Source organism: Granulicatella balaenopterae (genome assembly GCF_900111135.1).
In the GTDB taxonomy this organism is placed as follows: domain Bacteria; phylum Bacillota; class Bacilli; order Lactobacillales; family Aerococcaceae; genus Granulicatella; species Granulicatella balaenopterae.
The window spans coordinates 17,743-35,812 of record NZ_FOGF01000008.1 but is presented as its reverse complement, the minus strand read 5'-3'; the positions used below and the strand labels follow the sequence as shown (position 1 = coordinate 35,812).

The window sequence follows — 18,070 nt, the reverse complement described above, 5'->3', positions numbered from 1 at the left end:
TGATTCACGAAAAACGCATTATAAACAAGTATAAAAAGTATTAAAAAATTTAAGGAGGAACACTTTTTTTATGTCAATTGAGGTAGGAAATGTATTATCTGGTAAAGTTACAGGAATCACAAATTTTGGAGCTTTCGTAGATTTAGGAAAACAAAAAACAGGATTAGTTCATATTAGTGAGGTATCTAATTCTTATATTAAGGATATTAAAGATGTTTTAACTGTTGGCGATGAAGTATCCGTTAAAGTTATGACAGTCGCTCCAGATGGAAAGGTTAGTTTATCAATTCGTAGAGCACAAGAAAAAGAAGGGGAAAGCACGCAAAAAGCAGAAAAAAGTTTTAAACGCGCTCCTCGTTCACAAGAATCTCAAGGACAAAGAAAGTATTCTAACAATAACCATTCACAAAGAAATTCATACAATTCATCAAAAACATCTCCATCACAAGCAAAAACAGATGATTTTGATTCATTAATGTCAGCTTTCTTAAAAGATAGTGATGATCGTTTAGCATCATTAAAGCGTAACACAGAAGGCAAACGCGGTGGTCGTGGAGGCCGTCGTTCATAATTATATCATTAAGCTAATCTCCTCGAGCATATGTCGTTTGAGGGGATTATTTTTTCAACGGAGGTAAAAATGGAACACTTATTTAGAAGAAAAATCCAAGAACTAACAGATGATTTGCCTAATAAATGTGTTGTCTTAGCAGTCTCTGGTGGGGTGGATTCAATGGTATTATTAGAAGAATGGCTACAGTTGCCGAAAGAATTACAAGCGAAAAAGACGATTGTGTGTCATGTAAATCATCAATTACGCCAAGAGTCTGATCAAGAAGAAGCTATGGTTATTGCGGAATGTCAGCGTCTAGGAGTACCGGTTCGTATCGCTAAATGGCAGCATCATCGAGAATTCCCAGGAGGATTAGAAGCTGCGGCTAGGGCCTTTCGTTATCAATTTTTCCGAGAAGTAATGGCAGAAGTGGATGCTAGTTATTTAGTGACAGCTCATCACGCTGATGATCAAGTAGAAACAATGCTGATGAAATTAATTCGCGGGAGTTCTTTAGAAGGTGTGGCAGGAATCAAACCTTCACGTGATTTTTTTGGCAGCACATTAATTCGCCCATTACTCTCATTTTCAAAAAAAACCATTCGCCAAAAAGCATTAGAACAACAAATTACCTTTTGCGAGGATGATAGTAATTTTACCACTGATTATCAGCGCAATCGTATGAGATGGCAGATTATTCCGCAATTAGAACAAGAAAACCAACAGCTGAGACGCCATTTTGCAGAAGTGTCAGAACAATTATTTGATGTACTAACAGTTGAAAAAGAATTTTTGGCTCAAATAATCCACCAATATGTACAATTTGATCATCAAGAAGAAGAACTGATTATCGATACCGTTAAGTGGTGCCAGGAATTATCACCTTCATTAGAGAATCGCTTATTAGAATATATCTTTTATACGTATTTAATTACATTGGATGAGACAATTTCACGAAAACAATTAGCTTATGTTAAGCGTTTTTTACATGTGCCAACTGCTCAAGTAGATTGGCATTTAAGTAAGGACTTGACGTTAAAAAAATGCTATCATTCGCTTATTATTAGAAAAAAAGTTGTTGTTTCTCAAAATGTTATGGAAGAATTTATCATTAGAGAAATAGGAACAATTCCCTTATCCAAAACAGAAGTCATTGAAATAACAACTGGTGAAACTCACTTAATGGATAGTTGGCAAGTAGAAGTACCAAAAGATTGTCTACCTTTAACAATTAGACATCGCCAACCAGGTGACAAAATTCAAATTGCAAATACGCCAGTAAAGCATCAAAAAATTAATCGTTTTTTCATTAATCAAAAAATTTCAACAGACCAACGTGATAAGATTTGGATTTTAAGTGATAAAAACGAACAAATTCTCGCAATTTTAGATTATCGTAAGGCTTCCATATTGTTTAATCAGTCAGAAACTGATAAAATAACAGTATCTTATAAGAAAGTAAACAGAGGTGTAGGTAATGATTAATGATATGAAAAAAATCTTAGTTTCCGAAGAAGAAATTAAAGATACAGTAGCAAGATTAGGAAAAGAATTAACAGCAGATTACAAAGGAAAAGATCCATTGGTTATTTGTGTATTAAAGGGCGCTATCTTCTTTATGACAGATGTCGTTCGTGCAATGGATTGTAATGTTGAACTTGACTTTATGGATGTTAGCAGTTATGGGAATGGCTTTGAATCAACAGGGGAAGTTAAAATCGAACGTGACCTAGACACAAATGTTAAAGGTCGACATGTATTAATTGTTGAAGATATTGTGGATACTGGTCGCACATTACGTCACCTTGTTGAATTATTAAAACACCGTGGAGCAGAATCTGTTAAAGTATGTACATTATTAGATAAACCAAGTGGCCGTGTAGTAGACATGGAAGCTGATTATGTTGGGGTTGTTGTGCCAAATGAATTTTTAGTTGGATATGGACTAGATTTCAAACAATTCTATCGTAATATGCCATGTGTTGGTGTCATAAAGGAAGAATTTTACGAGTAAAGATTATTGGGCAAATAAAAGGTGATTGTGTTATAATATGCTCTAGAATTAAATATGACACATAAACCAAATAGAGGCTGTAGTTTATTTGGCATGTCGATAATCGAGGAGGAAAAATGAATAAAAAGAAAAAAGTATTTAAAATTAATATTATGAATGTATTAATATTCATTGCGATTATTGCAGTAGTATCAATGTTTACTCAGGGTGCTTCTACAGAGTCAAATGAAATATCTTATACAAAATTTATGCAACAATTGGAAAATGGCGAAATTAAGAAGATTAAGATCCAAGAAGATAAAGCGGTCTATAATATCTTAGGTGAATTTAAAGAAGCTCAAGATGTTGAAGAAGGCTCAAATAATGGATTTACTATCTTAGATAATCGCTCAGACAAGACAACATCTTTTAAAACAACCGTATTGAAAGAAAATGTTGATAAAGTCACAGAAGAAGCCATGGAAAATAAAACAGAAGTCACAAGCTTCCCAGAAAACCAATCAGGACTATGGATGGGATTAGTATTACAACTAATCTTACCATTAGTGATTTTCGGATTTATTTTCTATTCAATGTTTGCTAGTCAAGGTGGCCAAGGCGGACCGAAAGGTGTCATGAATTTTGGTAAATCAAAAGTCAATGACCAAAGTAAGCAAAAAGTGAAAGTGAAATTCTCTGATGTAGCTGGGGCTGAAGAAGAGAAGCAAGAATTAGTAGAGGTAGTTGAATTCTTAAAAGACCCACGTAAGTTTACAGCATTAGGTGCGCGTATTCCAGCAGGTGTCTTATTAGAAGGACCTCCAGGAACAGGTAAAACATTATTAGCAAAAGCAGTAGCCGGTGAAGCAGGAGTACCATTCTTCTCAATCTCAGGTTCTGAATTCGTTGAAATGTTTGTCGGTGTTGGGGCAAGTCGTGTAAGAGATTTGTTCGAAAATGCTAAAAAAAATGCGCCAGCAATCATCTTTATTGATGAAATCGATGCAGTAGGTCGTCAACGTGGAACTGGTATGGGTGGCGGACATGATGAGCGTGAACAAACCCTTAACCAATTATTAGTAGAAATGGATGGTTTCCAAGGTAATGAAGGAGTAATCGTAATTGCTGCTACTAACCGTTCGGATGTACTAGACCCAGCTTTACTTCGTCCGGGACGTTTTGACCGTCAAATTTTAGTAGGTCGTCCAGATGTTAAGGGGCGTGAAGCAATCTTAAAAGTTCATTCTCGCAACAAAAAATTAGGAAAAGATATTGACTTAAAAGTTGTTGCTCAACAAACACCAGGATTTTCAGGTGCTGAGTTAGAAAACTTATTAAATGAAGCTGCCTTAGTAGCTGCTCGTCGTGATAAAACAGAAATCGATGCTTTAGATGTTGATGAAGCTCATGACCGTGTAATTGCTGGTCCAGCTAAACGTGATCGTGCTATTAGTGAAAAAGAACGTCGCATGGTTGCTTATCATGAAGCGGGACATACAATTTGTGGTTTAGTCTTAAGTGAAGCTCGCGTTGTGCATAAAGTTACTATCGTCCCACGTGGTCGTGCTGGTGGATATGCGATTATGCTTCCAAAAGAAGATCGTTTCTTAATGACGAAAGATGAATTATTTGAACAAGTTGTTGGTCTATTAGGTGGACGTGTGGCGGAAGAATTTATCTTTAACGCTCAAACAACAGGCGCAAGTAATGACTTTGAACAAGCGACAGGTATCGTTCGTAGCATGGTAACAGAATATGGTATGTATGATGAATTAGGAACTGTTCAATATGAAGGTAACCACCAAGTATTTATTGGACGTGACTATGGTCAAACAAAAACTTACTCAGATCAAGTTGCTTATGAAATCGACAATGCCGTTCGCAAGATTATGAAAGAAGCTCATGATAAAGCTCGTCAAATCTTAGAAGAACATTCAGAACAATTAGCGTTAATTGCTGAAAAATTATTAGAATTAGAAACATTAGATGAACGTACTATCAAATCATTATTTAACACTGGTGAAATGCCAAAAAAGATTGAGGAATTTCCATCAGAATCAGGTGCAGCAAGTTATGATGAAGTGAAGGAAGCTTTAGCTAAAAAAGAAGCAAATCATAATAATGAAGATAATAACGAATCTTCTGAAGAAGTGGAAGTAGCAGATGATGCAATAGAAGCTCCAATTCAGACAAATAATGATGTAACTGAAGAATAACTACAAATAGTAATCAATAAGAGGAATGTTGGTAATGGATTACCGCATTTCTCTTTTTTTATTGTAAAAAATAGTTTAAAATTAAGAGGAGTTTATCGAATATGGAAAATTAGTGAAATTCCCACTATAATGAATAAGAAATGTCATAGCTAGAAATTTCGCAGATTACAAAAATAAATGAAAAGTTACTATCAGAAAGTAGGAATAAAAATGTCAGATTATATGTCAAAAGTATTGGCCTTTGATGGTCAAGTAAAAGCAACAGCTCTAATTGCTACCCGTGCTGTTGGAACAGCTCAAGTGAAGCATGATACATGGAGTGCAGCAACAGCAGCGATGGGTCGTACAATGATTGGTACACAATTATTAGCTAGTAGTTTAAAAGGGAGCGACCGTTTAGTAGTTCAAGTTAATGGAGACGGCTTAGGTGGTAAGATTGTTGCTGAAGCTAATGGTGCTGGCCAGATGCGTGGGTATATTACGAATCCTCATGTTAGCCTTCCATTGAATGAAAATGGCAAGTTAGATGTTCGTCAAGTAGTTGGAACAAATGGCTCATTAACCGTTATTAAAGACTTAGGTATGAAAGAACCTTTTGCCGGACAAGTGCCATTAGTTGATGGAGAATTAGGTGTAGACTTTACTTATTATTTAGCTGTTTCAGAACAAATTAATGGTGCAGTTGGTGTATCGGTATTAGTAAATCCAGATGAATCAGTTCGAGCAGCGGGGGGCTTTATGATTCAATTAATGCCTGGTGCTACTGAAGAGACTATTTCAGAAATCGAACACCGCATCAATCAAATCCCATTAGTTTCCTCATTAATTGACCAACAAGAAAATGCAGAAGATATTTTAATTCGTTTATTAGGTGAAGAGAATATTAAATTTTTAGAAAAAATGCCACTAGAATTCCATTGCGATTGCTCTCGCGAACGTTTTAGTGCTGGCTTAATCTCATTAGGTGAAGAAGAACTAGAAGAAATGATTCATGAAGATCAACCTGCAGAGATTGTTTGTCATTTTTGTAATGAAAAATATTCCTTCTCAGTAGAAGAATTAACAGCATTAAAAGCGGAAATCACTAATAAATGATTAGGTCAGTAATGAATAGCTGTGAAAATTAGTTGCAAAAAATGTAACATGTTATAGTAGAAGTGAATGAAAGATGATTTTACTAAGGAGGAAGGAAATGAAAAATTTTAAAAAGTTAATACCATTATTAATCACTATTTTAGTGGGGGTATTGATGGGGTATTTTTGGTTAATTCCTATTAATATTCATGTTGCTGGATTTTGGATGGAATGCTTAATGTTAGTAGCTGTATATATCTTAGCGGATAGCATGGTGGCAACGTATGATAAGTTTTTTGCTAAAGTACAAGTTGAAGAACCAACTATGTTTAGAAAGGATGGTAAAAAAAGTAAACTAAATCGCTCATTTATGAAAAAATACCAACTATTTTTAGTGGTGATTGTTGCGATTATGGCTATTTTACTAGTCGGAACATTCAGTGGATTACCAATCTGGCAAGCAAGTTCTTATGCCAGTCAAATTGGTGAACTGCAAACAGGAAATTTTGAGGAAGATTTAGATTTATCAGATGCTTCGAATATTATTACCGTTGATCGTGATATGGCTGAGAAGTTAGGTTCGCGTAAATTAGGTGAAGCAAAAGATTTGGTCTCACAATTTGACTTAAGTAATGATTTTGTACAAATTTCACGTGATGAACATCCTTTGCGTGTCTCACCATTAGAGTATGCTAGTTTTTGGCGTTGGTTAAAACATCAAAGAGTAGGAATTCCGTATTATGTAGAAGTGGATGCGATTGATGGATCTTCTCGCTTGGTTGAAACTAAAAAACCAATTCGTTATTCAAAGAGCGAGTATTTTAATCGTGATGTGCGTCGTCATTTATGGTTACATTATCCAACTGCTTATATTGATGAAATTACTTTCGAGGTTGATGAAGAGGGGAATCCGTTTTATGTAGCAACTGAAGTCGGTGCTAAAATTGGGTTATTTAGTGGGATTGATGTTGTTGGTATTTATACGGTGGATGCAGTAACTGGTGAGATCGAGCATTATGATATGGCATCAATTCCAGATTGGGTAGATCGTGCTATTCCAGCTCGAATTATTTTAAGCCAAATCAATGCTTATGGAATGTATCAAAGTGGATTTTGGAATACAATCTTTAGTCAACAAGGGGTAGTTAAGCATTCAGATGGTTATCGTTATTTTATTAAAGATAATGATTTGTATTTATATACGGGGTTAACATCTGTATTATCCGATGAATCTAATATCGGATTTGTCTTAGTAAATTCAAGAACAAAAGAAGTTTTTCGTTATGATTTAGGAGCAGCAACGGAAAGCAGCGCCCAAGAGAGTGCAGAAGGTTCTGTCCAAGAAAAAGGTTATCGTGCTACCTTCCCATTATTATTGAATGTGGAAGAAAAACCAACTTATTTCTTATCATTAAAAGATAGTGGTAATTTAGTGAAATTATATGCCTTTGTCGATGCAGAAAACTATCAACGTGTAGTCATTGGCGAAACAGTCCAAGAAGCCTATCAATCATATACTGGTCGTGAAGCGGCTTCAAGTGCTGAAGATATTGAAAATAAAGATTTTCAAGGTACTATTAATCAATTAACTACCGTTGTCTTAAATGGTGAAACAAATGTTGTCTTCACTTTAACAGGCGAGGAAGATATTTATTTTGCACCAGTATCATTAAGTAGTAAACTAGCCTTCCTACAAGTAGGAGATAGTGTTAATGGTGTCGCAAGCGGCACAGTAGTTTTGAGCATTGATGTATCAGGAAAATAATGAATAATTAGATAGATGATAAAAATAACTGCTGATAGGGTAGTTATTATGAAAAGTCGAGAGTGCTGTGTTTTGATATGCATGCTGCTCTTGATTTTTTTTATATCTTAAAAAAGCAGTAACAAGATTAGAATAATTCTTGTCAATATTATGAAAAAGTGGTAATAATAATATTTTTTTCACAAAATACCTTTAAAAAAGCAACTAAACAGTGTAAGATAAGAAGTATGTTGTCAGTGAGAATGATTCTCATTGCAAGTGAAAAGGAGAATATAGATGGACAAATTAGAAAAAAAGCTGATGGATGCTTCTGAAAATGAATTAGTTATGATTACAAATGTGGATGTTGATGCTGACCAAAAGACACATTTAGCTAACTTAGGTCTAGTAAGTGGCCGACTAATTAAAGTAATTTCAAAGCAATCAAAACAAATGATTATTCATGTGAAAAACACACGTGTTGGATTAGATGAAGAATTACAAAAAGTTATCACAGTAACAAATGAATTGAAAAATATTGGAGAAGTCGTAACCTTGGATCAAGTTGCGATTGGTAGCGAAGTTATTGTTGAAAAATTACAAAGTACAGGTGCTCTAAAAAGAAAATTAATGGATATGGGAATTACAAAAAATGCAAAAATTTCTGTAAGAAAAGTAGCTCCATTAGGTGATCCAATCGAATTAACCGTTCGTGGTTATGAGTTAACATTAAGAAAAAATGAGGCTCAGGAAGTAGTAGTTAGAAATTTTGGGAAAGAATAGGTGGAAAAATGACAGTAATAGCTTTAGTAGGTAACCCGAATAGTGGTAAAACCACATTATTCAATGCCTTAACAGGTATGAAACAAAAAGTAGGTAACTGGCCAGGTGTAACGATTGATAAAAAAGAAGGAATCTTAAAAGGGCATAATGATGTAAAAATTGTTGACTTACCAGGTATATATTCTTTATCACCCTATACAGCTGAAGAAGTTATCAGTCGAGACTTTTTATTACACGAAAAAGTTGATTTGATTTTAAATGTGGTTGATGCAACAAATTTAGAAAGGAACTTATATTTAACAACACAATTAATGGAACTAGGGTTACCAGTGGTCGTTGGTTTAAATATGATGGATATTGTAGAAAAAAATGATTCGCAATTAAGTGTTGCTGAGTTACAATATGGGTTAGATTTACCGGTTGTTGAGATTAGTGCTACAACTGGTAAGGGGATTGATGGATTAATTCAAGCAGTTACAACTAAACAAAATTGTGCAATGCCAATTGTTTTCTCTAAAAATGTTGAGAGTACATTATTGGAAATTACCGAACGTTTATTTAATGCTGTGCCAATGCCGCAATTACGCTATTGGACTGTAAAAGTTTTTGAAAAAGATAAAAAAGTTAATGTTAGTGAACTGTTAGATAGTGATAATAAAGCTTATGTTGATGGATTAATTAAACAACTTGAGGAGCAATTAGAAGATGATAGTGAATCAATTGTAGCCAGAGAACGTTATGACTGGATTGAAACATTAATGGCTTCAGTTAGTATTGAGATGAATATGACGGATTCTATCTCAGATGAAATTGATAGAATTGTCACAAATAGATGGCTAGGGTTACCAATCTTTGCCTTTGTGATGTTCTTAGTCTATTATTTTTCAATTAGTACAATCGGAACAATGGGTACTGATTGGACAAATGAAGTCTTATTCGGTGAAATTGTTCCCGAAGCAGTTACTGGATTTTTAGAGTCTATTAATATTCACCCATTAGTAATTGGCTTAATCGTTGATGGAGCTATCGCTGGGGTGGGTGCTGTACTTGGTTTTCTACCACAGATGGCTGCTTTATTCCTATGTCTTGCAATTTTAGAAGATTGTGGGTATATGGCTCGTGTTGCCTTTGTAATGGATAGAGTCTTTAGAAAATTTGGTTTATCTGGTAAGAGTTTTATTCCATTATTAATTGGTACAGGTTGTTCAGTTCCAGGGATTCAAGCTTCTCGTACCATTGAAAATGAAGAAAACCGTAAGATTACAATTATTACAACTTCATTTATTCCATGTGGTGCAAAATTACCAGTTATTGCTTTAATTGCCAATGCGATTTTCAATGGTAGTGAATGGGTTGCTTTTTCAATGTATGCATTAGGAATCTGTTCAGTATTATTATCAGGTGTTGTATTACAAAAATTAATGGGTGTTGATTTAGAACCAAAACCATTTATTATGGAACTACCAAGTTATCACTGGCCACATGTAGGTGCTATTTTACGCTCAGTATTAGATAAAGTATTAGCATTTATTAAACGTGCTGGAACAGTTATTTTTGTATCATCATGTATTATTTGGATTACGTCAACATTTAACTTCCGCTTTGAAGAAGTGGAAGATGCAGCTGATAGTATGCTAGCAATCGTAAGTGGCTTTATTGCTCCAATCTTCATTCCATTAGGTTTTGGCGATTGGCAATCAACTACAGCAACTATCCAAGGATTTGTCGCTAAAGAAAATGTTTTAAGTACAATGGGAGTTCTATTTGGGATTGCTGAGGAAGTAAGTGAAGAAAGTGGTACTTTATTAAATGCGGTAGCAAGTCATTATACAGTACCTTCTGCTATTTCATTATTAGTCTTTAATATGTTATGTATGCCATGTTTTGCAGCTGTGGGTGCCATGAAAACAGAGCTTAAGAGTAAAACATTAGCATTAAAAGCTGTACTTTATCAAACAGTATTTGCGTATACTTGGGCATATGTGTTCTTTGAATTTGCTAAAGTAATAGTTGGCGGATATAGCTTTGGTATTTCAACAGTCATTGCTATGTTAGTGATTGTGGCATATGCTATTATTTTATTCTATCCAGTTGATAAATGGGTGGTAAAATATAAAGGAGGCCAATTAGCGTGAATATTCAATCCTGGATCTTATTAGCAATTGTTATTGCAGCAATGATTATCGTGGTGGTGAGAATGTTTAAAAAAGGTTCTTCGTGTGAAAGTTGTCAGGTGGAAGATTGTGCGGTTAAGCATATTGCTAATAGTCAATCTTGTTGTCAGAAAAAAGAAGACACACGCTAAAAAGAGGTAGCTATATTATAAAATAGAATATCATTATATAAGATGATGCTTATTTGTTTAGTCAAATAGGGGTCATCTTTTTTTGCTCAAATCTTAAAAAAGAAGATTTAGATGTATAGTTTTGCAATGAAAAATGCCAGCAAACGCAATTGGTTTACTGACATCATTAAGATTATATTTATTAAATTCCGTAGAATAAACTATCTGTTGCATATTGAGGCTCACTAGTAACCATAATCCCTAAACTGCGGAATGTTTCTTCATCTGATTTAGTTAAAATAACGGTACTATGAGCTTGCAAGTTGCGTAATTTAGTTAATTGTTGCCATGCAAGTTCAGCAGTTGGGTTAGTAACAGCTGACATACTTAATGCAATTAAAATCTCTTTACTATCTAGCACTTGGTTGCGACGTTTTAAGACATCATTTTTCAAGTCATCGATTGTTTTTAAGATCACTGGAGGTAATAAGTGCATATCACCATTGATATCAGCTAATTCTTTAATTGCATTTAGGATACAAGCTGCCGAAGCACTCATCATATTGCTATGTTTACCAGTAATAATCTTACCATTTTCAAGTTCAATAGCTACAACAGGAGTTTCTTCTAATTCAGCTTTTTCACGAGCAATTTTAACGACTTTACGATCTTCTACACTTAAGCCCATTTCGTCCATAATTAATTTACCACGTTGAGCGGCTTCTCTTGTTACCGTACCTTTTTTATAGTCGCATTGTAAAGTAAAGTAACGTCGAACGATTTCTTGTTTGGCTGCTTCTTGACAAGCTTCATCATCAGTAATAGCAAATCCAACACGGTTTACGCCCATATCAGTAGGTGAGTAGTATGGAATTTCTTCTGAATTATAGATTTTTGTCAGAATTCTTCTTAATAATGGGAAAGCTTCGATATCACGATTATAGTTTACCGTAGTTTCACCATATTTTTCTAAATGGAATGGGTCAATCATGTTCACATCTTCAAGATCGGCAGTGGCTGATTCATAAGCAACATTGACTGGGTGTTTTAAAGGTAAGTTCCAAACTGGGAAAGTTTCAAATTTTGCATAGCCAGCAGATTTACCTTGTTTTGTTTCATGGTATAGTTGATTTAAACAAGTACCTAATTTACCGCTGTTTGGTCCAGGTGCTGCTAGAACAACTAATGGTTTGGTTGTTTCAATATAGTCATTTTTACCATAACCAGCATCACTAACAATAGTATCTACATCCATTGGGTAGCCTTCAGTATAGCCGTGTGTATATACTTTTAGACCACGACGCTCTAATTTTGTTTTGAATTGGCTAGCTGATGGTTGACCAGAATAACGTGTGATAACAACACTATTGATTTCTAAATCCCAGTGACGTAAATCATCAATCATTCGCATAACATCACGATCATATGTGATTCCTAAGTCGCCTCTAATTTTATTTTTTTCGATATCACCAGCATAGACGCAAATAATAATCTCAGCTTGTTCTCTTAATTTATATAAAAGCTTTACTTTACCATCTGGATCAAATCCAGGTAAGACGCGCATGGCGTGAAAATCTCCAATTAATTTACCACCGAATTCTAAATACAATTTATCATGTGCATTCACACGTTCCATAATATATCGGCTTTGTTCCTCTAAATATTTAGCACTATCAAATCCTTGTTTCATGGGACCCCTCCTATTTTTTTATTTCAAGTTATAAGTATACGACTACAATCAAAAAAATTCAATAAAAGGGTGTCATAAGATACAAAAATCCAAAAAAAGCCATTAAATCATAAAAAAATGCTTAAAAGTCACTTGGGAGAATTTATTTTAATCGTGAGTATGGTATACTACAAAGTGATAAATAGAAAGGGTGGAAATAAATGATTACATTAAAATCAAAAAGAGAAATTGATGCAATGGATGAATCTGGAGCTTTATTAGCTTCAATCCATGTTGCTTTACGTGACTTTATTAAACCAGGCGTAACAACTTGGGACATTGATCAATTTGTACAAAATAAAATTGAATCAGCAGGAGCTAGTGCACCGCAGATTGGTTATGAAGGCTATAAGTATGCAACATGTACTAGTGTTAATAACGAAATCTGTCATGGCTTCCCACGTAAAGAACCATTGAAATCAGGCGATATGGTAAAAGTGGACTTCTGTGTTGATTTAAAAGGCGCTTTATCAGATTCATGTTGGTGTTATATTGTTGGCGAATCTAATGAAGAATTAGAACGTTTATATAATGTAACAAAGACTGCTTTGTATAAAGGGATTGAACAAGCAAAAGCAGGGAACCGTATTGGTGATATCGGCCATGCGATTCAAACATATGTCGAAGGCGAAGGCTATTCAGTAGTACGTGACTTTATTGGACATGGTATTGGACCAACAATCCACGAAAGCCCAGCAGTACCTCACTATGGACTTCCTGGCAAAGGATTACGTCTAAAAGAAGGTATGGTCATTACAGTTGAGCCAATGGTAAATACTGGTACATGGCAAGCTGAAATGGAATCAAACGGTTGGACAGCCCATACATTAGACGGCGGCTTAAGCTGTCAATTCGAACATACATTAGCAATCACAAAAGATGGTCCTCGTATTTTAACATTACAAGAAGACCACAAAGATGATGTATTATAATAGAAATAATTTATAGTAAATAGTAACCTTTAAGGAGGCGTAAGGATGACAATTTTAGTAACAGGCGGCGCAGGATATATCGGAAGTCATACAGTAATTGAATTATTAAAGCAAAATGAAGAAGTGATTATTGTAGATAATTTTTGCAATAGTGTACCGGAAGTATTGAATCGTATAAACATCATTACTGGTAAAGATATTATCATGCATGAAGGGGATGTCCAAGATAAGGAATTCTTACGTGATGTGTTTTCTCAATATGATTTTGATGCGGTTATTCACTTTGCAGGTTATAAAGCAGTAGGTGAATCAGTAGAACAACCATTAAAGTATTATCAAAATAATATTGCAGCGACACTTAATTTAGTAGAAGTAATGACTGAATTTAATGTTAAGAGTATTGTCTTTAGTTCAAGTGCAACTGTTTATGGTATGAATAATCAAGTACCATTTAATGAAACAATGCCAACATCAGCAACTAATCCCTATGGGTATTCAAAACTAATGGTTGAACAAATCTTAACAGATATCGCAAATAGTGATGCAGATTGGGCAGTAACAAACTTACGTTACTTTAATCCGATCGGAGCTCATGAAAGTAGTTTAATAGGTGAGTGTCCAAATGGTATTCCAAATAATTTAATGCCATATGTTACCCAAGTAGCAATTGGGGAGCGTGAAGAATTAAGTGTTTTTGGTAATGACTATGATACGCATGATGGAACAGGAGTTAGAGATTATATCCATGTTACCGACTTAGCAAAAGGTCATGTTTTAGCAATTAATTATAATCGCACACATAAAGGTGCAACAGTCGTTAATTTAGGTACAGGAATTGGCTATAGTGTTTTAGATTTAGTGAAAACCTTTGAAGAAATTAACAAAGTACCAGTACCATACAAAATTTGCGATCGTCGCCCTGGAGATATTGCGACTTGTTATGCAGATGCTACAAAAGCCAAAGAACTTTTAGGTTGGCAAGCTGAAAAAACATTAGAAGATATGGTAAGAGATTCATGGAACTGGCAAGCAAAAAATCCACATGGTTACCATACAAAATAACTCATAAATCAAAATAGCGAAAACAAAAGAAGTAGTTAGTCAAATAAAATTGGTTAACTACTTCTTTCATCTATATAAACTAGTTTTAAGAATAAAAGGCTAAAAATATCTAACTAACAAATACAACAAGCAAAAGCGTGCACTAAACCGCATACTAGCAAAAGTTTCACAACAAGTTATTATCGCCTAATTCCAATAAAAAATAAAAAAGTTCATAAAAAATAAGAAAAAATTAAAAAATAAGACCATATTACTTTACATTTAGCTAAAAATGCAGTAAATTATTTTTCGTATATAATAAGGAAAGAACAAGGAAGAAACACACGGCTGCGTTTTCATAAAAAAAGTTTGAAAAATCAATAAAAAACACTTGATTATTTTTCATAACACATGTATACTTATAAAAGTGTTACAGCAAAGGACAAAAACTTCACTGAAACACTCCCCTAAATTTTATTTGGGGTAGCGATGAAACGAGAGGTTGCGACACACCCGGACGCTTTGCCACGAATGGGTAGAGGTCGGAAATTCACGTGGAGCTAGTCTTGTTACTAAAACAATTGACGAAGGAGGAGAGACAATGGCAAAACAAAAAATCCGTATCCGTTTAAAAGCTTACGAACACCGTGCGCTTGACCAATCAGCGGAAAAAATCGTAGAAACTGCAAAAAGAACTGGAGCTAGCGTAGCTGGACCAATTCCATTGCCAACAGAAAGATCAGTTTACACAGTTATTCGTGCGACTCACAAGTACAAAGATTCTCGTGAACAATTCGAGATGCGTACTCACAAACGTTTAATTGATATTGTAAGCCCAACACCAAAAACTGTTGACGCATTAATGAAACTTGATTTACCAAGTGGCGTTGACATCGAAATCAAACTATAATAATAAAATGGAGGTGTAACCATGACAAAAGGAATCTTAGGTAAAAAAGTAGGAATGACTCAATACTTTACAGAATCAGGAGAATTAGTACCTGTAACTGTTGTTGAAGTACAACCTAACGTTGTATTACAATTAAAAACAATGGAAAACGATGGATATGAAGCTGTTCAATTAGGTTTCGAAGATATCCGTGAAGTATTATCAAACAAACCTGCTAAAGGTCATGTAGCAAAAGCAAATGCTACTCCTAAGCGCTTCATTCGTGAAATCAACAATGTAGAGCTTAGCGAGTACACAGTAGGACAAGAATTAACAGTAGACGTATTCCAAGCAGGAGACGTTGTTGACGTAACTGGTACATCTAAAGGGAAAGGTTTCCAAGGTGCTATCAAGCGTCATGGACAATCACGTGGACCAATGGCTCACGGATCTCGTTACCACCGTCGCCCAGGTTCAATGGGTGGAGCATCATCACCATCACGCGTATTCAAAGGTAAAGCTTTACCAGGTCAAATGGGTGGAAATAGAATTACTATCCAAAACCTTGAAATCGTTAAGGTTGATGCAGAACGTAATGTTATCTTAATTAAAGGTAATGTTCCAGGTTCTAAAAAATCATTAGTAGAAATCAAAACTGCTATTAAAGCAGAAAACAAATAATTATTGTAAGAGAGGAGGAACGAGAGAATGACTAAAGTTACTTTATTTAAACAAGACGGTACGCAAAATGGCGAAATCGAATTAAACGATGGGATTTTTGGTATTGAACCAAACGAAAGCGTAGTATTTGATGCAATCATCATGCAACGTGCTTCATTAAGACAAGGAACTCACGCAGTTAAAAACCGTAGCGCAGTAAGCGGCGGAGGACGCAAACCATGGCGTCAAAAAGGAACTGGTCGTGCACGTCAAGGATCAATTCGTTCACCACAATGGCGTGGCGGAGGTATTGTATTCGGACCAACACCTCGTTCATATAGCTATAAATTACCTAAAAAGGTTCGTCGCTTAGCGATTAAATCTGTATTATCACAAAAAGTATTAGACAACAAATTATTTGTTGTAGACGCATTACAATTTGATGCACCAAAAACAAAAGAATTTGCACAAATGTTAAGTAACCTTAACGTTGATACAAAAGTATTAGTGGTTGTAGAATCATCTAACGACTTTGCAGCATTAGCTGGACGTAACTTACCAAACGTAACAATTGTTGATGAAACAAACGTTACTGTTTTAGACGTTGTAAACAACGATAAATTAATCTTAACACAAGCTGCTCTTTCTAAAGTAGAGGAGGGACTTCAATAATGGATGCAAGAGACGTAATTAAACGCCCTATCATTACTGAAGCTTCAATGCTTGCTGTTGACGAAAAGAAATACACTTTCGAAGTAGATGTTCGTGCGAACAAAACACAAGTAAGACAAGCTATCGAAGAAATTTTCGACGTTAAAGTTGAAAAAGTAAACATTTTAAATGTACGTGCTAAGTTAAAACGTGTTGGCCGCTATGCTGGTTACACTAACAAACGCCGTAAAGCAATCGTGAAGTTAACAGAATCTTCAAAAGATATTCAATTATTCTCAGAAGAAGCTTAATTCTTTTAAGAGAAAAACTACTATAACAATAGGAGGGAAAACACGTGGCGATTAAAAAATATAATCCAACCTCAAACGGCCGTCGTAATATGACTGGTTATGATTTTAGTGAAATCACTAAAACAAAACCTGAAAAAACGCTTTTAGAATCTTCTAAAAACAACGCTGGTCGTAACTCACAAGGTAAAATTACTGTACGTCACCAAGGTGGCGGACACAAACGTGCTTACCGTATTATCGACTTCAAACGTAACAAAGATAACGTTGAAGGTGTGGTAAATGCAATCGAGTACGATCCAAACCGTTCAGCAAATATCGCTTTAATCCACTATACTGACGGAGTTAAAGCTTATATCATTGCACCGAAAGGTATTAAAGTAGGGCAACGTATTGAATCAGGAGTTAATGCTGATATTAAAGTAGGTAATGCTTTACCATTAGCAAACATCCCTGTAGGTACAGTTATCCACAACATTGAAACTAAACCTGGTAAAGGTGGACAATTAGTTCGTTCAGCAGGTACAAGTGCACAAGTATTAGGTCAAGAAGGTAAATACACTTTAGTTCGTTTGAACTCAGGTGAAGTACGTATGATCTTATCAACTTGTCGTGCTACTATCGGTTCAGTAGGTAACGAACAACATGAATTAGTAAACATCGGTAAAGCTGGTCGTTCTCGTTGGTTACGTAAACGTCCAACAGTTCGTGGATCAGTAATGAACCCTAACGATCACCCACACGGTGGTGGTGAAGGTAAAGCTCCTATCGGGCGTCCATCACCAATGTCTCCATGGGGTAAACCTACTCTTGGATACAAAACACGTAAGAAAAAAGCTCGTTCTAACAAGCTTATTGTTCGTGGTCGTAAAAAATAATAAATGATTAATCTGATTCTATTAAAATCTGGAAGGAGGATATCAGCATGGGTCGTAGTTTAAAAAAAGGACCATTCATTGATGCTCATTTAATGAAAAAGGTCGAAGCTGCTCAAGGTAGCGAGAAAAAAGTTGTAATTAAAACATGGTCTCGTCGTTCAACTGTATTCCCTAACTTTGTTGGGTTAACAATTGCAGTTTACGATGGAAGAAAACATGTTCCAGTTTATATTCAAGAAGATATGGTTGGACACAAATTAGGTGAATTCGCACCAACAAGAACATATCGTGGTCACGCAAGTGACGACAAAAAAACTAAACGTAAATAACGAGGG

General features: G+C 35.1%; 18 protein-coding genes. 17 read left to right on the top strand and 1 reads right to left on the bottom strand.

Annotated features, from left to right (window positions below):
* The first annotated feature begins 70 nt into the window (after window positions 1-70).
* The 9 genes from BMX09_RS03055 to BMX09_RS10050 all read left to right on the top strand — a co-directional run bounded on the left by BMX09_RS03055 (window position 71) and on the right by BMX09_RS10050 (window position 10,668).
* Window positions 71-571 carry a S1 domain-containing RNA-binding protein gene (locus BMX09_RS03055; protein WP_089746236.1) on the top strand — a complete coding sequence of 167 codons (501 nt, stop codon included), beginning with the start codon at window positions 71-73 and terminating at the stop codon, window positions 569-571.
* 69 nt (window positions 572-640) lie between these two features.
* A complete protein-coding gene (tilS, locus tag BMX09_RS03050) occupies window positions 641-2,038 on the top strand; it encodes a tRNA lysidine(34) synthetase TilS (RefSeq protein ID WP_177159512.1) in 1,398 nt (465 codons plus the stop codon).
* Entirely contained in the window at window positions 2,031-2,567 is a 537-nt protein-coding gene (hpt, locus tag BMX09_RS03045; protein WP_089746234.1) for a hypoxanthine phosphoribosyltransferase, read from the top strand. The genes tilS and hpt overlap by 8 nt, the downstream gene beginning before the upstream one ends.
* Window positions 2,568-2,683: 116 nt before the next feature.
* A complete protein-coding gene (gene ftsH, locus BMX09_RS03040; protein WP_089746233.1) occupies window positions 2,684-4,762 on the top strand; it encodes an ATP-dependent zinc metalloprotease FtsH in 2,079 nt (692 codons plus the stop codon).
* A 210-nt stretch (window positions 4,763-4,972) separates the two neighbouring features.
* A complete protein-coding gene (gene hslO, locus BMX09_RS03035; RefSeq protein ID WP_089746232.1) occupies window positions 4,973-5,857 on the top strand; it encodes an Hsp33 family molecular chaperone HslO in 885 nt (294 codons plus the stop codon).
* Window positions 5,858-5,954: 97 nt separating this feature from the next.
* Window positions 5,955-7,601: an EI24 domain-containing protein gene (locus BMX09_RS03030; RefSeq protein WP_089746231.1), complete on the top strand. Its 1,647-nt coding sequence runs from the start codon at window positions 5,955-5,957 to the stop codon at window positions 7,599-7,601.
* A 276-nt stretch (window positions 7,602-7,877) separates the two neighbouring features.
* Window positions 7,878-8,363: a FeoA family protein gene (locus BMX09_RS03025; RefSeq protein ID WP_089746230.1), complete on the top strand. Its 486-nt coding sequence runs from the start codon at window positions 7,878-7,880 to the stop codon at window positions 8,361-8,363.
* An 8-nt stretch (window positions 8,364-8,371) separates the two neighbouring features.
* Complete coding sequence (gene feoB / locus BMX09_RS03020) at window positions 8,372-10,498, top strand: ferrous iron transport protein B (protein ID WP_089746229.1); 2,127 nt, start codon at window positions 8,372-8,374, stop codon at window positions 10,496-10,498.
* A complete protein-coding gene (locus BMX09_RS10050) occupies window positions 10,495-10,668 on the top strand; it encodes a hypothetical protein (protein ID WP_177159511.1) in 174 nt (57 codons plus the stop codon). The genes feoB and BMX09_RS10050 overlap by 4 nt, the downstream gene beginning before the upstream one ends.
* Window positions 10,669-10,849: 181 nt before the next feature.
* On the opposite strand, the gene BMX09_RS03015 is transcribed toward BMX09_RS10050, so the two are convergent.
* Window positions 10,850-12,337, bottom strand: coding sequence for a DUF1846 domain-containing protein (locus tag BMX09_RS03015; RefSeq protein ID WP_089746228.1), 1,488 nt, complete (start codon window positions 12,335-12,337; stop codon window positions 10,850-10,852).
* A 200-nt stretch (window positions 12,338-12,537) separates the two neighbouring features.
* Between BMX09_RS03015 and map the strand changes: the two genes are divergently transcribed.
* The 8 genes from map to rpsS all read left to right on the top strand — a co-directional run bounded on the left by map (window position 12,538) and on the right by rpsS (window position 18,064).
* Window positions 12,538-13,308: a type I methionyl aminopeptidase gene (map, locus tag BMX09_RS03010; protein WP_089746227.1), complete on the top strand. Its 771-nt coding sequence runs from the start codon at window positions 12,538-12,540 to the stop codon at window positions 13,306-13,308.
* A 45-nt stretch (window positions 13,309-13,353) separates the two neighbouring features.
* Window positions 13,354-14,370 (top strand): UDP-glucose 4-epimerase GalE, encoded by a 1,017-nt coding sequence (gene galE, locus BMX09_RS03005; RefSeq protein WP_089746226.1) that lies wholly within the window; start codon window positions 13,354-13,356, stop codon window positions 14,368-14,370.
* Between the two features lie 580 nt (window positions 14,371-14,950).
* Window positions 14,951-15,259 carry a 30S ribosomal protein S10 gene (gene rpsJ / locus BMX09_RS03000; RefSeq protein WP_143054367.1) on the top strand — a complete coding sequence of 103 codons (309 nt, stop codon included), beginning with the start codon at window positions 14,951-14,953 and terminating at the stop codon, window positions 15,257-15,259.
* 21 nt (window positions 15,260-15,280) lie between these two features.
* Window positions 15,281-15,919, top strand: coding sequence for a 50S ribosomal protein L3 (gene rplC, locus BMX09_RS02995; protein WP_089746224.1), 639 nt, complete (start codon window positions 15,281-15,283; stop codon window positions 15,917-15,919).
* A gap of 27 nt (window positions 15,920-15,946) precedes the next feature.
* Window positions 15,947-16,570: a 50S ribosomal protein L4 gene (rplD, locus tag BMX09_RS02990; protein WP_089746223.1), complete on the top strand. Its 624-nt coding sequence runs from the start codon at window positions 15,947-15,949 to the stop codon at window positions 16,568-16,570.
* Window positions 16,570-16,860, top strand: a complete 291-nt coding sequence (gene rplW, locus BMX09_RS02985) for a 50S ribosomal protein L23 (RefSeq protein WP_089746222.1) — start codon at window positions 16,570-16,572, stop codon at window positions 16,858-16,860. The genes rplD and rplW overlap by 1 nt, the downstream gene beginning before the upstream one ends.
* A gap of 44 nt (window positions 16,861-16,904) precedes the next feature.
* On the top strand, window positions 16,905-17,735 hold the full coding sequence (gene rplB / locus BMX09_RS02980) for a 50S ribosomal protein L2 (protein WP_089746221.1): 831 nt from the start codon (window positions 16,905-16,907) through the stop codon (window positions 17,733-17,735).
* Window positions 17,736-17,782: 47 nt separating this feature from the next.
* Window positions 17,783-18,064, top strand: coding sequence for a 30S ribosomal protein S19 (gene rpsS, locus BMX09_RS02975; RefSeq protein WP_089746220.1), 282 nt, complete (start codon window positions 17,783-17,785; stop codon window positions 18,062-18,064).
* Window positions 18,065-18,070 lie beyond the last annotated feature (6 nt).